The following is a 15,719-nucleotide window of genomic DNA, read 5'->3' as shown; positions in this document are numbered from 1 at the left end:
AGAATTTTGCTAAGACAACTAAAGATAGTAGTAAACTTATGCATACTAAAGTTCTACATACTATAGTTAGCATCAAAGTATTTTTACTTAATCATCCTGAATAAACATAATCTATCTATCCGAGCAAAGCCCTCTATAAAAAGTATGTAGATTAGTAAGCAATTGTAAAAATTGCTATAAAACTAGCGAATATATAGTAAAATCACTCACCGCTAATCAGATAAAATTTAACTGTATGACCTGGTTTTCCTTGTCCGTGAAACGGTGGGGTCGGATTACACAATTCCTATCTTTGTTCTGTCTATGTTTATTTTTAGTTGTTAGTTGCGCTCCTCGTCCACAGACTACTACGCCACCATCGGGTTCTGTGAATAGCCCTACAGGTGATGGTCGTATTACTATAGGTACAACAGCAAAGCCGAGAACCCTTGATCCGGCTGATACTTATGAGTTAGCATCCTTAGGTTTGGTGTTTAATATGAGCGATCGCCTCTACACCTACGAACCAGGAAGCACAGAAATTAAGCCCCAGCTAGCTACAGCATTACCCAAAGTCAGTCAAGATGCCTTAACTTATACCATTCCCTTACGTCAGGGAGTGGTTTTTCACGATGGGACTCCCTTCAATGCCCAAGCAATGGCGTTTACCATCAACCGCTTTATTCAAAATAAAGGAAAACCCTCATTTTTACTAGGTGATATAGTAGATTCGGTAAAAACTCCAAGCGAGTATGAATTAACTATTAAGCTGAAAAAGCCCTTTGCAGCGTTTCCTTCATTGCTGGCGTTTCCTGGGGTGTGTGCAGTTTCGCCAAAAGCTTACGAACTTGGTGCTGGTAAATTCAAACCGAATATTTTTGTGGGGACTGGCCCTTACAAATTAGGACAGTATGGTACTGATTCAATTCGATTTGATGTGTTTGATAAGTATTGGGGAGAAAAACCAGTTAACAAGGGTGTTAACCTGCAAATTCAAACTAGTCCGGTTAATCTGTTTAATGCTTTCCGTACAGGCGCAATCGATGTAGCTTATCTGTCGCTACAGCCAGATCAAAATCGTAGCTTAGAAGAAGGCGGTAAAAAAGGGGATTGGCAAGCGATCGCAGCTCAAGGTAGCGTAGTAAGTTATCTGGTATTAAACCGGAATCAGCAGCCTTTAGATAAATTAGAGGTAAGACAAGCGATCGCATCAATAATTGACCGTCCACTGTTAAATGAGCGGGCATTACTTGGTCAAGCAGATCCGCTTTATAGCATGATTCCCACAACGTTTAATGTTTCTGTGCCATTATTTAAAGATAAATATGGCGATGCTAACTTTGATCAAGCTAAAAAATTATTAACTACTGCTGGTTTTTCCAAAGAGAATCCTGCAAAAGTACAAATTTGGTATCCTTCTAGTTCACCTACTCGGAGTTTGGCAGCACAGACGCTCAAATCTCTTGTGGATGCGAAAATGGATGGAATACTGCAATTTGAAGTCACCCAAGCAGAAGGGCCTGCCTTTTTTAAAGACATTTCTAAAGGTTTATATCCAGGAGCTTTACTTGATTGGTATCCAGACTTTTTAGACCCAGATAATTACGTCCAGCCGTTTTTGTCTTGTGATAAAGGTTCAGTTGCTAAAGGATGCGAAGATGGAGGCAGTCAAACTCAGGGTTCGTTTTACTATAGCGAAGCCATCAATAAACTGATTGATCAGCAACGCAAAGAACTAAATCCCGAAGTGCGTCAGAAAATTTTTGCAGAAATTCAAACGCAAGTAGCTACTGATGTACCTTATGTTCCTTTATGGCAAAGCAAAGACTATGTATTTGCCCGAAATGGTGTGAACAGCGTACAACTTAACCCGACCCAAATTCTGGTTTACCAGACAATTAAAAAGTAGTCATTAGTCATTAGTCATTAGTCATAACTGTTGACCATTGACTTTTGACTATTAGAGGGTGTTTGAAAAGTCATGATTGATGTATCAAATATTTTTTTACCCCACCCTAACCCTCCCCGATATATTGGGGAGGGAACCGGATTTTCTTGTTTCCCCCCAATATATCGGGGGGACTAAGGGGGGTAATAATTCGATTAAAATCACAACATACCACTTTTCAAACATCCTCTTAAATAAAATATTTTTTGTTCAATATAGCAAACCTATCTGATTTGTGAAAAATAATTTTTTATAATGTAGACGCAGAGTGGCTTGGCGTAGGCTACCGCAGAGGCACAGAGAACGCAGAGAGAATAAAGAGAGATTTTCACGAATGATTTAGGATTGCTATATATATCTAGTTAATAGCTAAAATAGTTTCATTTCAAAACTGCATTTATAATTTTAAATTGCTTATGTCTCGCTCTAAAGCTTTACAATATTACATTGTTTCTCGGTTGCTTCTTGCGCCACTTCAGCTATTAACTATTATCACCATTGTATTTCTTTTACTAAGAGCAACACCAGGAGATCCAGCAGATGCAATTCTCGGCGGACGTGCGCCAGAAGCTGCTAAAGAAGAATTGCGAAAACAACTAGGTTTAAACCTTCCTTTGTGGCTACAGTACCTCAATTATTTGGGAAGCATACTACGTTTTGATTTGGGAACGTCTTTAATGAGTCGAGGACAAAATGTTTGGGACATAATTGGACAATATTTCCCAGCGACGGTGGAGTTAGCAGTATGTAGTATGGCGGTTGCACTCATCGTTGGAATTGCGGTTGGGACTCTTTCCGCTTCTCGTCCTGGGACATATTTTGATGTTGGTGGGCGCTTATTTGGTATCATCACCTACGCACTCCCCATGTTTTGGGCGGGAATGCTTTTGCAGTTGATTTTCTCAGTCCAACTGGGTTGGTTTCCCAATTCCAACCGCTTTCCGCCCAATCTTCCGGCTCCCACTACTGTCACTGGATTGTATACAATTGATAGCTTGCTCGGTGGAAATTTCACTCAGTTTTTCACATCTTTGCACCATCTTGCCTTACCGAGTCTCACACTAGGAATTTTGCTCAGTGGGATTTTTGAGCGAATTGTACGAGTGAATTTAAAGCAAACCTTACAAGCAGATTATGTAGAAGCCGCTAGAGCCAGAGGTATTGGTGAAAATAAGATTTTAGCCTCCCATGCCTTAAAAAATGCGTTAATTCCGGTAATTACAGTCTTGGGATTAACCTTTGCGTCTCTGTTAGGTGGAGCGATTTTGACGGAGGTAACATTTTCTTGGCCTGGGTTAGCTAATCGACTCTATCAAGCGATCGCCGATCGCGATTATCCCACAGTTCAGGGAGTGCTAGTATTTTTTGGTGCGATCGTTGTGAGTGCCAGCATTTTAATTGATATTTTAAATGCTTATGTAGATCCGCGAATTCGATATTAGCCAAGAATTATTCACTCTTGATAATTTGGGTGCGGCTCTTATCAAAAGACGATACCAAGTTAAACACAAAATGGATATCACTGGCGCGAGGTTGAGCCTAACAGGTGCAGAAGCTGCTCTCTTACTCCACCATCACTCCCAATGGTTGTCTAACTTCATTAGACCTCTTGCAAAAGTGGAACATCCGCCCGAAAATAAATTTTCGGGCTAATAGCTCAAGTCGGTTTAAACCGACTAATAACAATAATTTTAGTCCGTTTAAACGGACTTTTGCTATAAGAGAGGGACTTGAGTCCCTGGCGGATCAAGGATTTTCGCAAGAGGTTTATTGTTTCTCTTTTTAAAAGAGCCGCACCCTATTACTTTATAAATAACCTCTAATAATCTCTTGTTTATAACCCCCAACGTAATTTGAGGCTTTTTAATGCTTAAAAAGGAATTTTTAATTTTAATTTTATTGGGATGCTGCTAAAAAGGTTCAGCTTCTAAATGCAGCCTCAATCGTTTTCCCACGATTCGTCACTCAATAGGTCGATAATTCTATCTCTGAGCAGAAATTCGTTTTTTTCTAACTCAAGTTCAAAATTAAGCCAGTCACGATAAGGAATATATTTACACAGGGTATAAATTGACTGCTGACGGTTAACAAGTCTCTTTTTAACAAGTTTAAGTGCTTCTTCCTTGATAACCTCAATGTTGTATTTTACCGTAGTATCCATAGCTCGTTCCTTTGTTTTCAATTAAGGAATTAAAAATCAAAACAATAGTTGCTTTGGCTCTACCTTAAACTTATCAAATAAAATTGACGATAATTGTAAAGAATCAAGACATTAACCCTTGCAGGAAGTTAGATATAGCGATTCTCAATTGAATGAGGGCATGTGCCTACTAGTATCTGTGGTTAATGATTTTTTTGTACCTTACCCATACGGGAATCGCTATATGTCAGTAAGATCCTCTTTGAGTCCCCAAGTATACCCCCTCTAGAGAGATTCTTGCAGAGTAAGAAGGCTGGCATAACAAGCTGTAAACACCAAGAGAGGATATGATGCTCTCTGGGGGACTTGCCAAAAGGTAGGCTAGGGTAAAGAACATTCTCCAAAAAACTTATACTATGCTCCTGAATCTTGATAAAGTTCGGCAATATTTTCCCGCCCTAGCTGGTGAATGGACATTTTTTGATAATGCTGGCGGGTCACAAACCCTGAAAAAAGTAGTAGATAGAATTAGCGAATTTCTTCTGAGTTCTGATGTCCAGTTGGGAGCTTCTTATGCAGTTTCTCAACTTGCAGGAGAACGATTGGCTTTAGCAATTAGGGGAATGGCTACTTTGATTAACGCCAATTCTTATAAAGAAGTGGTTATGGGCCCATCTACTACAATGATGTTGAAAGTTCTTTCAATTTGTCTTGGTCAAACCTTTACACCTGGTGATGAAATTATTGTTACTAATTGTGACCATGAGGCCAATATTGGTGCTTGGGTTGCTCTCGAAAAACAAGGAATGAAGGTTAAAGTGTGGCAAATTCGCCCAGATAGCTTGGAACTTAATTTAGCAGATTTGGAACCATTGATGAGTCAGCGCACCAAACTAGTAGCCTTGACTCATGCTTCTAATGTTCTGGGAACCATCAATCCTATCAAAGAAATTGCTGCATTTGTACACGATCGCAACGCGATGATTTGTGTGGATGGTGTAGCTTATGCACCCCACAGATTAGTTGATGTCCAAGATTTAGATGTTGATTTCTATGCTTTGAGTTGTTATAAAGTTTACGGGCCACATCATGCTTTACTTTATGGCAAAGAAGAACATTTATTAAGATTACCTGGTCTTAATCATTATTTTATTGACCAGACAGATATACCTTATAAATTTCAGTTAGGGAATGTCAATTTTGAATTAAGTTATGGAATGTTGGGTTTATGTGATTATCTAAGTGAATTAGCACAATTGCACTACGGCAATCAAACTGCACCTGATTTGAGAAATCAAATGGTGCAGACGTTTGATTTAATTAGCATACATGAAGAACATATTAGCGATCGCCTTCTAAATTACCTCAACAGCAAGTCTAATGTGCGAGTGATTGGTCAATCAAAAGCTAACCGTAAATTCCGTGTGCCAACTATATCTTTTGTAGTAGATGGAATGAATAGCTCAACCATTCCGGCAAAAATTGACCAACATTATATTGCGATTCGCTACGGAGACTTTTATGCTAAACGGCTGATTGAATACCTGGGTTTAGCATCGCAAGGTGGAATAGTCCGGGTGAGTATGGTACATTACAACACCCTTGAGGAAGTTAACAGCTTGATTGAGGCTTTTGAGCAGGTATTTTAGACAGAGCTATTTCATTCTCATCTAGCCCGCCTCAGAATGAATTCTGAGTCTAATAGCGAAAGTCATCTAAAGATGACTGAGAAAAGGTTCTAGTCCGTTTTAACGGACTTTAGCTAAAAGCCAAAGAACTTTAGTTCTGGGCGGTTTATGTATAGAATGAAATAGCCCTATATTTTAGACTAGCCATTTGTAATTTGTCATTTGTCATTTGTCATTTGTAATAGGTTATTTTGCTTGTCCACATTCTCTATTACCCATTACTAAGCTGCAAAACTTGCACCTCTTCTTGTGGGTAAATTAATGTTTTACCCACCGGGAGAACAGCTAAAGCATTGGTTTGAGCTAAATTAATTAAATTGCCGGAACTTTGACTACCATTAGCTTGATGAAATTCGTAAACTCCATCAATTAAATGCAATTTACCCCAAAGGTAAGTTTCGCGCTTGCCGTTTGATCGCAACTCATGATGCGATCGCACTTTCAAAAACACTGGTTCCCAACCTTCAGTAATTCCCGAAAGTTTCTTGATTGCTGGTAGCACAAACCGCCAAAATGTCACCAACACAGCAGCAGGGTTTCCTGGTAAACCAAAGTAGAGTGGGGAGTGGGGAGTGGGGAGTGGGGAAGTAGGGGGAGATGAGGGAGATGAGGGAGTAGGGGGAGTGGGGAATGTGGCGACGGTGAGGGGTTTTCCTGGCCTCATTTCTACAGCCCGAATGTGGATTTTTGCTTTTAGTGACTCTAGAATTTTATCAACATAGTCATAATCTCCTACTGAGACACCACCAGAAGAGAGAACTATATCAGCGATCGCAACGGCGTGGGCAATAACTTTCTCCAAAGCAACTGGATCGTCTTTGACTATGCCTAAAAGTATTGGTTCTGCACCACTTTGTCTCACCAAAGCTGCTAGCGCATACTGATTAGAATCTACAATTTGCCCCGGTTGCAACGGTTGTTCAACTGTCATCAACTCATCACCAGTGGAAAAAATTGCCACACGCGGACGGCGGTAAACACTTAATTGCGGACATTGTGCTGCTGCCAATACGGCAATTTCTGGAGCATTTAACTTAATTGCTGCTGGTAATAGTTGTGTTCTGGCTTGGTAAAAAGATGCTTTTTGTCTGACAAATTCTTGCGGTTTTGGCGCATCCAGGATAAATACACGGTTTTCCTCGCGGCGTGTCTTTTCTTGCATGACTACAGTATCCGCACCTGCTGGGATCACCGCACCTGTGAAAATCCGCGCGGCTTGCCCTGGTTGAATGGTAGACTTGGGCTGATACCCAGCCGGAATATCTTCAACAATTTCTAAAACGGCTGGGTTTTCGCTGCTATGCTGTACATCTTCATAGCGAACTGCGTAGCCATCCATTGCCGAATTATCCCAATGGGGAAAATCTAGCGGACTGGTGACAGGCACTGCCAAAATCCGACTATCTGCTACTAATAAATCGACAACTTCTGTATCACGCTGGTGATCCAACGGTTGTACTAAATTTAAAATAATTGCTTGTGCATCGCTGACTGATACCATAGCGATCGCCTCCGACTTTTGTTTTTATCCCTTTGACACTGACCAGTTTTAGATTTTAAATTTTAAATTTTGGATTGAATTTCTGCTTGAGGCTAAATCCCAAACTACACACTGCTAGTAAACCTATAATTATGCTTCCTTCGGGGACTTTAGATACCTGAACCGAATTGTTACTTAAATCTAGTATTTGCTTTGTGCCTGCTGCATTTCTATTGTTGAAACCAAATTCTTTAGCTAGAACCTCATCACTCAAACCTTCGTCTATGAGTGCGAGATTATTATTGAGCCATGTGTCACCAGGAAGCTCATCATCCTTGCCAACATCAAAGGGGCCAAAGATTTCCTCTTTAGTGCTATCAAAGTTGAATCTCAAAAAGCTGTAGTTAGATACACCACTAAGCACTGGAGTGAAGCTATTTATTAAAGTACTCAATGGATCAAAGAAGGAAATTGAGAAGGACTGCAAGTTATTTGTAGCTCCCAAACCTGACTCAGAAATGACGCTTGGAGCAGCTGTTGTATCGTAATTAAATGAACCTTTAGCTGAATAACCAGTGTCTCCTTTCCAGTTAAAATTGAACTCAGCAGCATGAACTAGGTCGTTAGCGGTTATAGCGATCGCTAACCCTAAAGCAGTAATCGTCACCATACTAATAGCGGTTTTAGTAAACAGATGTGTCATGGATAAAACTTCCAAATTTATTAAAATTCAGTTTCTACAACAATACAATATTTCCCAAAAATACAATGAAAGCTCAAGTCATTAGATAGACCTCTTGCAAAAGTCCCTAACCCCCAACCCCTCCTCGCTTGCGGGGCTACGGTGTACACACAAGTCTTGTCGCAGCCTAATAAATCTCACACTGCGTTTCTATCCCGCCTCGGAATGAATTCCGAGTCTCATAGCTGAAGTCCACTTAAGTGGACTAAATTGATCGTTCAGTCCACTTAAGTGGACTTCAGCTATTAGCCCTGAACTTTAGTTCTGGGCGGGATGTCGCTGGGTGTGACAGTTTAACTCTGACAAAAATGTGGGTAAAAGAGTTGAAACGTATGTGGACAGAACTTGTGTGTACACCATAGGCTTGCGGGGCGGGGTGGGGTTCTTATTTTGGATTTATGCAAGTTCTGCCTCCTGCGTTCTTCAACAGTTATCAGTTATCAATTTTTAACTGATAACTGTTCACTGTTCACTGATTTAACGCCACCCTAAAAACCGCAATCCAGGGACAATTAGGTAGTAAGTCACTCCTAACCAGAAGCTGATAAAAAAGCCCACAGAACCAAAAAAAATCAGAGGTAACTGTAACTCTGACCAGCCTGGTTGACTAGAGAATTGGAAGATCGGAGGTGCTAACCTCAAAAGAATCAAAACTGCATAGGCGATCGCACTTCCAAAGGCCGCGAACACAGCATACACTATATGATGGCTGCGAAGCCCTAAACTTAGGGTAAGTAGGCAAACTGCCACTAAAATCACTGCCACTAAGCCCTCACCGCTATCTTTGGGTGTGATTAATTGCAAAATCAACCAACCGAAGCCATAGCTAATCATGCCCATCAGCGACGCTACTAAAAAGCGTCGCTGTTGACCAAAACACCCGGATACTGTCAGTCCCCAAGCGGTTCCCCAACCTGCGGCGATGAATACCAAAATATCTGCCCCCAAGACGGGTTGAGTATTTGGCACTAATTGGTTTTGCTGACTCCAAATAAATTCCACAACCTGACGACCCAAGCTTGTGTGATATGCCAAAATAAAACCAGCGATCACACCAAAACAAGCGCCAACATAAGCCAGGATCATTGCCCAAATCGTTGCCAAACAAGCTTGCAAAATTTTGATGATTGTCTGAGCGATAAAAATAACGGTTTTGTTGACAGCTTGGCTAAAGTTAGCTAGGGCTTGTTCAATAGCTTGTGTTAGCAGTGTAAATCTCTGGGAAACTTGCCTTGAGGCAAGCTTCCCGTTGTCTCGCAGTTGGGCAAATAATCCTGGCGGCGGTAATGTTTGAGAAATCTTCGCCAAACGTTTTTGAATTATAGCTGCATTTGCCGGACGCGATCGCACATCCTCCTGTACCATCTCGTCCAGCAAATCTGCTAATTGGGGGTTGACATTTACCGCAGTTCGCCAGCGCAATTTCCCCGTTTGCTGATCTTCCAACTCTAGCGGGTACTTGCCTGTTAGTAGTTCAATCACTGTTCGACCAAGGGCATAAAAATCGGCACTTGGCCCGACAATTCCGCCAGTCACTTGTTCTGGTGGACTGTAGCCTGAAGAAAATAATCGGGTGGAACTAGACTGAGAACGCAGCTTAGAGGGGCTAAATTGTTTTGCTCCTCCAAAATCAATTAGTACTAAGCGATCGCCCCCTGTTTGCCCTTGAGACGGGGTTAAAGATGGCGAAGAAGTGCCCAGCATTAAATTAGAAGGTTTGATATCCCGGTGAAGAATCTGACGTTTGTGTAATTCTTGTAAAATCTCTACAGCTTGGGCAAACCAGTTTAAAACCAAATCCTCTGGACATCCTTGGGGAAACTTTTTTAATATCTCCTCTAAAGTCCGCCCATTGATTTTTTCCATTACCAGACAAGGCAATTGGTGCGGTTTGGGGTTAAACAGTTGTAGCTGAAAATACCCTTCGGCATCGACTCTAGGGACACCCGGATGGTGCAAACTGGATAAAACCGCCGCTTCTTGGGTAAATAACTCCAGTGCCTTTGGTGAATCTTCTACCAACACCTTCAGCACTTTCTCTGTTTGAGTTTTTTCATCCCAAACCGTGTAAATTTGAGCAAATCCTCCCGACCCCAAAGGCTGAAGTGGAACATAGCGGTCTAACAGTTCTAGCGGTGTGCCACAACTGTTGCAAAATTTGTTTCCCCAAGGCTGAGGATAAGGACGTTGACAATCAGGATTTATGCAGTGAACCGCACTCTGAGTGATGTGGGACACAACCGCTACAATACAAAGGCTGACTTGATTTTAGCGTTTCTTTAGGTTTCCTGATTTTAAAATAGGCAAAAGGAAAACCCTCATAAAATCTATGAGGGCATTCGTTTATATCTGATATATCTGAATACGCTGCTTGGGTTAAGACTTGATCCTCCCTAACCCTCCTTAAAAAGGAGGGGATTAAGCCCCCCAATTTATCGGGGGGTTGGGGGGATCTTCCGAGACGAAATATCACTAAACCAAGTCTATTCGTTTATATCTATGTCAGCCCTTAGTTACGGAAACTTCTCTTACTCTGCCTGTGCTTGGCAACTTCTTTGCGCTTGCGTTTTTCTAGGGGCGTTTCAAAATGACGATGCTTTCTCATGTCTGGAAAAATTCCAGCCTTGGAAACTTCTCGCTTAAATCGCCGTAAGGCTGACTCAATGTGTTCATTGTCACCTACGATTACTTGGGTCATTATTTCTCCTACTAAGTTGACTTCATCAATGGCTATGGAAGCAGTAACATTGCAAAAAAAAGACAGACTCCTTGTCTGACCTTAAGACTCTAGGCAAATTTTTTTGTTTCCAAGGTTAGTAGCGGTTGCGTCCACCGCCGCCACCACCGCCGTATCCTCCTCGGTTACCACCGAAGGAACCTCTGTCACCTCTGTCACCTCTATCTTCTTTAGGTTTAGCCTTATTCACTTTCAGGTCACGACCCATCCACTCAGCACCATCAAGAGCTTCAATGGCAGCTGCTTCTTCAGCTTCGGTTCCCATTTCGACAAAAGCAAAGCCGCGTGGACGACCTGTTTCACGGTCAGTAGGTACTTGAACCCGCTTTACAGTACCATATTCTGCAAAAATACCACTTAAATCTTCTTGTGTAACGTCATAAGAGAGGTTACCTACATAAATTGACATCGATTCTCTCCAAAATCATCACTGTGTAGAGATTTTAATTTCTCTGAGTAGTCTGTAAATACTAAAAGGAAAAAGCCTTTCAATACTAAAACCAAAGACATCACCGAATTAACTCTCCTAATCTAGGATGACATACGAGCCAACTCTCTGCATCCAGTAGATCGTTAACAGATCATTAACTAGTGATGCGATCGCGTCGGTGCGATCGCCTGCCCCCACCTACCATAAGTACAGCCCACCGCAAAAAAGGGTTGGAAATGGAAGAAGATAAATCCTGTAGGGTGATCAAGGAAATCAGACATGCAGGGGCGTATCTTTAATATCCGAATTGAACGTTTGACTGTATTAACCATAAAGTATTACTCCCAAATTTTAATATGAAAGGCAAAGTCAGGCAACAAATAAAGGCTATGCCGACTTATACTCTTTTGGAGAACCCACTATGAAAGCAACTGCGATCGCCTACCCGCCTACCGTCATGGGTGTCATCGTCAACAAAATTGGAACTGAGTCTTTCTCACAAGTTTCACTTATGTGAGGCAAAATGTTTAAAACCCTTCTGCCTTCTGTCTTCTGGCTCAAAGCGCGTAACCTTCAATCATCACCAAAAGTTGCCAAGAACCGAATTTTCGTGCAATATTACTTGCCAAAATTGTTAAGCAATGTTTCGCAAACAGTGTCTACGCTATATTTACCCCTATTTGGGGAATTCGCCAACGGTATCCGGTATCCGGCCGGATCTCGGCTCAATACTAATTAAGGTTCTACTAACACTGGTGTACCAAGTTTGACCATTTCATACAGTTCAAGGACATTCTCGTTATACATCCGAACACAACCACCAGAAACTGCTTTTCCAATGGATGATCTATCAGGAGTGCCATGAAATCCGATGTACTCTCTACCAACATTCCAAAATGCAATCCAGCGTTCTCCCAATGGATTATTTGCACCCGGAGGAACTAATTTTCCAGTTTTAGGATTTGTCCAATCGGGGTTTTTCAACATCTCAATAACTTTAAACTTTCCTAATGGCGTTTCCAATCCTGATTTACCAACTGCCACTGGGTAGCTAGCTTGGAAATTATCTCCTTTATATACATACAACTGCCGTGTACTTCTTTTAAGCACTAGACGGATGTGTTGTTTAGAAGCTATTGGAGTAGTTAGTTTTACTTTAGGAGGTACTGGCTTCTCAATTGTCTTTCGGGAATCTGCACTTTGGACAACAGTTACTTTAGCTTTATGTTGTGATTGTATCCAGAAAAACAATCCGATTGCACCAAAAATAATACTTAAACCAGTAGGAAAATACAGGCTATTCTTTATTATCTTGATCTGCATAAACTATCTATCTTGATAATAGGCCTAGTAATTAGGGTTGCCTAAATAAATCACGGCTATCAGGTTCTAAGTAAACCTGATAGCCAATTTTTGATTTATTGTTGCACCTTCCCCTTTATTTTACCTTCCAGCTAAACCCCTATTGGATTAATAAAAAATACTTAGAATTCAAGAATCAACTACCTTCATTTCTGACTTTTGATTTTTGCCTTTTTAGTTTGGTCATTTTTATCAATTTTTCATAAATCTATTTTTACCCCCGCCTGATTGGGAAGTTTTGAGGTATTGAAGGTATTCTTGGAGATGATCTAACAGGTCTTCTTATCCTCCTTTGTTGAATACTTTCTCTCTTTGGTGTATATGTTACTGGCCGAACCCGTGGTTTATATTCTCGTCTTGTAATGACTCTCTCACGTCGTCTAGTCCGTGTTCTAGATTCTCCTCTACCAACTGATTTATCTTTAAAAGCGATTTGTCTAATTTTTGGTCGGCGTTTTGATTCCTGTATCGCACGTCCTGCAACAGGCAACTCACTTTCAGTAGATGTATTTTTATTTTGTTCTATTGCCCGACCTGCGACAGGAAGTGCCTCTTGCCCCAGTAACCTTTGTGCTGGAAGAAAACTCAAACTTACGAAAACAACTAGAGTAGTGGCAGACAGTATAAGTCTCTTATTCATTTAATAACCTTTGGTCTATTAGTTCATTTCAGTTTAACATTGTCAGAATGCCAAACTAAATCAATTAGATTTATGTCCGCACTATCGATAGTTGCTGTTGAACTCCTTACATGACAAATTCTCACTTCCTTCTAACTTATCTTCACGCCACGATCCGTCTTGCTCAGTCTTATCTTTAAACACATATACTCCTTTCCCTTGACATTTATTGTTAACAAAGTTTCCTCTATATTCATTTTGATTTTTCAATTTTAAACGTCCCAGCCCTTGGAATTTATCGTCTTTAAACTGACCTAAATAATAGTTAATATTACTTTCTACCGGATATGAGAATCTCCCACATCCATCACGCTTATTATTCTTCAAGTCTCCATAGTATTGAAAACCATTATTCTTAAAAACCATCAACCCTCTACCATTGGCTTCTTTTGTTTTTGGATTTATATCCCCATAGTATTTATAGGTGCTATTTTCCCACGTTGGCTTTCCTTTAGCTGTAGGGGGTGAGGATAGTTGTTCGTCGTTATCGCAAGGGAATTGAGAAAATTCTAAAGAAGTTGGTGTGGTTGTGGGTACTGGTGGGGTTGTTGGTGTTGTATCTGGTATGGTTGTGGGTACTGGTGGGGTTGTTGGTGTTGTATCTGGTATGGTTGTGGGTACTGGTACAGTATTTGATTCAGGAGTTGTTGGAGATGTTTGTTGCCCTAGTATTTTTTGTATTGGAAGAACAGTTAAACTCGTGGAAATCAATAAACAAGAAAAAGAAAGTATAGATTTTATTTTCATAAAGAACCTTTGTTTTTGTTATGTGTACACTACCTGAAATTTATTTACCATTATTAATTAGTGTAAACTTAGACTAAGTATAAGGTTACAAATCAGGACTTTAAGGAATTATATTACATAATAAGTGTCACTTGATTAAGATTTGGTATAATTATTTTTAATCTATCAAAGCAATTAGCTTTTAGTTTATAAAAAGTCCAATGTGTAGGGGTGATCATCACCTAAGTCAAGAAACTGAAATAGTTAAATAAATTTTTGGCTAAAAAAGCTGCTTTTGAAATAACAGGCGCTGAAGACGATTTACATGACATCTCACTTCCTTCTAACTTATCTTCACGCCACGATCCGTCTTGCTCAGTCTTATCTTTAAACACATATACTCCTTTCCCTTGACATTTATTGTTAACAAAGTTTCCTCTATATTCATTTTGATTTTTCAATTTTAAACGTCCCAGCCCTTGGAATTTATCGTCTTTAAACTGACCTAAATAATAGTTAATATTACTTTTTACCGGATATGAGAATCTCCCACATCCATCACGCTTATTATTCTTCAAGTCTCCATAGTATTGAAAACCATTATTCTTAAAAACCATCAACCCTCTACCATTGGCTTCTTTTGTTTTTGGGTTTATATCCCCATAGTATTTATAGATGCTAGTTTCCCATGTTGGCTTTTCTGTAGCTGTAGGGGGTGAGGATAGTTGTTCGTCGTTATCGCAAGGTAGTTGAGAAAATTTTTCGATTTTAGGAGGAGATGCTGTAATTACTGTAGGAGGAGATTCTGTAATTACTGGTTGTGGATTTAGAGTATCTCGCTTTTGGGTATAAACAGACACTATATATATAGACGAAACAAACATAATTAAAACTGCTCCACCTGTTAGTATCACTTTCCTATTAGAGAGGAATCGCCAGGTTGCTGGCTTGAGTTTTGGTAATGGTAGAGGGGGTGGTAATGAAGTAAGTGCTTGTAATGCTTCTGTTGCTGTTTGGTATCGCTGACTAAAGTTGTAACGTACCATTTTGGTTAAAACATCAGCTAGTTTCTTGCTGACATTTGCCTCATGTTGCCAAATTATTTCTCCATTGGTAGGGTCTTCTTGGAAGTTTTGAGGTAATTTGCCTGTCAAAGCTTGGATACCAATCACTCCCACTGCATAGATATCACTACATAGTTTTGGCTTAGAATTAGCTTGCTCATTTGGCATATAACCATTGGAGCCAATAGCAATAGTGGAAGTAACTTGACCTTGAGTATTCGCAGCCAAACCTTTAATTTCTTTAACTGCGCCAAAGTCAATCATTACAATCTTGCCATCATGACGACGTATCAAATTTTGGGGCTTGATATCACGGTGGATGATATTCTCCTGATGAACTACAGTCAAAATTTGTAGAATTTCTTGTAATAGTTTGACAACATCACCTTCACTCCATTGGCTACCAGGTATTATTTCTGCGGTCAATTCATACCCATCTATAAATTCTTGCACCAGGTAAAATTCGCCATTTTCCTCAAAATGAGCAAATAGTTTAGGTATTTGGTTGCTAAGGTTACCTAAATGGTATAAAAATTTTGCTTCGCTCTCGAATAGTCGTCTAGCAACCAGCAAAACTTCCTGCTTGGATGTTTTAGGCTTAAGCTGTTTCACGACACATTTGGGATTGCTAGGCAAATCTAAATCTTCAGCTATATAGGTGTCGCCAAACGAACCACTCCCTAAAAACTGTACGATTCTATAGCGGTTACGGAGAATTGTGTCTTTCACTATCTATTGTCTTTC

At 40.3% G+C, this 15,719-nt stretch carries 13 protein-coding genes; 3 read left to right on the top strand and 10 right to left on the bottom strand.

The annotated features are described in order from the left end of the window. Positions 1-235 precede the first annotated feature (235 nt). Positions 236-1,888 carry an ABC transporter substrate-binding protein gene (locus LC653_RS05740; protein ID WP_229493275.1) on the top strand — a complete coding sequence of 551 codons (1,653 nt, stop codon included), beginning with the start codon at positions 236-238 and terminating at the stop codon, positions 1,886-1,888. 455 nt (positions 1,889-2,343) lie between these two features. Beyond that, positions 2,344-3,369 carry an ABC transporter permease gene (locus tag LC653_RS05735; protein WP_118169532.1) on the top strand — a complete coding sequence of 342 codons (1,026 nt, stop codon included), beginning with the start codon at positions 2,344-2,346 and terminating at the stop codon, positions 3,367-3,369. Between the two features lie 497 nt (positions 3,370-3,866). Here LC653_RS05735 and LC653_RS05730 read toward each other — a convergent pair whose 3' ends face one another. Beyond that, on the bottom strand, positions 3,867-4,088 hold the full coding sequence (locus LC653_RS05730; protein ID WP_229493273.1) for a DUF4327 family protein: 222 nt from the start codon (positions 4,086-4,088) through the stop codon (positions 3,867-3,869). A 395-nt stretch (positions 4,089-4,483) separates the two neighbouring features. Between LC653_RS05730 and LC653_RS05725 the strand changes: the two genes are divergently transcribed. Continuing rightward, on the top strand, positions 4,484-5,716 hold the full coding sequence (locus tag LC653_RS05725; RefSeq protein WP_229493271.1) for a cysteine desulfurase-like protein: 1,233 nt from the start codon (positions 4,484-4,486) through the stop codon (positions 5,714-5,716). A 250-nt stretch (positions 5,717-5,966) separates the two neighbouring features. Here the strand turns inward: LC653_RS05725 and LC653_RS05720 are convergent, their stop codons facing one another. From LC653_RS05720 to LC653_RS05680, 9 genes are all read right to left on the bottom strand, one after another. After that, positions 5,967-7,256 carry a molybdopterin molybdotransferase MoeA gene (locus tag LC653_RS05720; protein WP_229493270.1) on the bottom strand — a complete coding sequence of 430 codons (1,290 nt, stop codon included), beginning with the start codon at positions 7,254-7,256 and terminating at the stop codon, positions 5,967-5,969. A 55-nt stretch (positions 7,257-7,311) separates the two neighbouring features. Then, positions 7,312-7,938, bottom strand: coding sequence for a PEP-CTERM sorting domain-containing protein (locus tag LC653_RS05715; protein WP_229493268.1), 627 nt, complete (start codon positions 7,936-7,938; stop codon positions 7,312-7,314). A 516-nt stretch (positions 7,939-8,454) separates the two neighbouring features. After that, positions 8,455-10,215, bottom strand: a complete 1,761-nt coding sequence (locus LC653_RS05710; protein WP_229493266.1) for a protein kinase domain-containing protein — start codon at positions 10,213-10,215, stop codon at positions 8,455-8,457. Positions 10,216-10,486: 271 nt separating this feature from the next. Next, the gene (gene rpsU / locus LC653_RS05705) at positions 10,487-10,675 is read right to left on the bottom strand and encodes a 30S ribosomal protein S21 (protein ID WP_012407716.1); all 189 of its coding nucleotides are present in this window, start codon (positions 10,673-10,675) and stop codon (positions 10,487-10,489) included. A 115-nt stretch (positions 10,676-10,790) separates the two neighbouring features. After that, positions 10,791-11,123: an RNA-binding regulator gene (gene rbp, locus LC653_RS05700; RefSeq protein WP_229493264.1), complete on the bottom strand. Its 333-nt coding sequence runs from the start codon at positions 11,121-11,123 to the stop codon at positions 10,791-10,793. Positions 11,124-11,302: 179 nt separating this feature from the next. Next, entirely contained in the window at positions 11,303-11,476 is a 174-nt protein-coding gene (locus tag LC653_RS05695; RefSeq protein ID WP_229486128.1) for a hypothetical protein, read from the bottom strand. A 403-nt stretch (positions 11,477-11,879) separates the two neighbouring features. Beyond that, entirely contained in the window at positions 11,880-12,467 is a 588-nt protein-coding gene (locus LC653_RS05690) for a L,D-transpeptidase (RefSeq protein WP_229493262.1), read from the bottom strand. A gap of 760 nt (positions 12,468-13,227) precedes the next feature. Then, the gene (locus LC653_RS05685) at positions 13,228-13,932 is read right to left on the bottom strand and encodes an MORN repeat-containing protein (RefSeq protein WP_229493260.1); all 705 of its coding nucleotides are present in this window, start codon (positions 13,930-13,932) and stop codon (positions 13,228-13,230) included. Positions 13,933-14,153: 221 nt separating this feature from the next. Continuing rightward, positions 14,154-15,704: a protein kinase domain-containing protein gene (locus LC653_RS05680; RefSeq protein WP_372478115.1), complete on the bottom strand. Its 1,551-nt coding sequence runs from the start codon at positions 15,702-15,704 to the stop codon at positions 14,154-14,156. Between the last annotated feature and the right edge of the window lie 15 nt (positions 15,705-15,719).

Source organism: Nostoc mirabile CHAB5784 (assembly GCF_020829645.1).
GTDB lineage: Bacteria > Cyanobacteriota > Cyanobacteriia > Cyanobacteriales > Nostocaceae > Nostoc > Nostoc mirabile.
Note: the sequence above shows the minus strand (reverse complement) of the source record. Positions and strands in the feature narration are given on the sequence as shown.